Origin of the sequence: Escherichia sp. KCJ4928 (assembly GCF_004352695.1) — a bacterium.
Taxonomy (GTDB): domain Bacteria; phylum Pseudomonadota; class Gammaproteobacteria; order Enterobacterales; family Enterobacteriaceae; genus ECMA0423.
On the sequence record NZ_SJWV01000707.1, the window covers coordinates 1 to 303 of the forward strand.

A 303-nucleotide genomic window follows, 5' to 3' on the forward strand; every position below is an offset into this window, starting at 1 on the left:
GGCGGAAAATCACCTCATGGTAGCGTGGGTCGAGATTTTTCCGTATTTCCTCCTGATACTGCGGCAGGACAAAATCCCCGCCGGCGATTTGTCCTGCCAGCAGGTACATGATGCCGGTGCGCAGACGCCCTGCAGGTGTCTTGTCACCGGCCACATTGTTCAGATCAACGGCCACAACGCGGGTGTCGGGGCTGAGCATAAACCGGGTACAGCCGGACATCATCGGGTAGTCACTGTGTCCCTGATCGAGGGCACGGCGGATGTAGTCCAGTAACAATTCTGCTGAGTTATCGCGCTGAACTG

1 protein-coding gene is annotated in these 303 nt (G+C 57.1%); it reads right to left on the bottom strand.

Annotated features, from left to right (window positions below; translation table 11 throughout):
• Positions 1–303: hypothetical protein (locus E0D98_RS26360; protein WP_205713047.1), on the bottom strand; the 303-nt coding region annotated here is incomplete at both ends.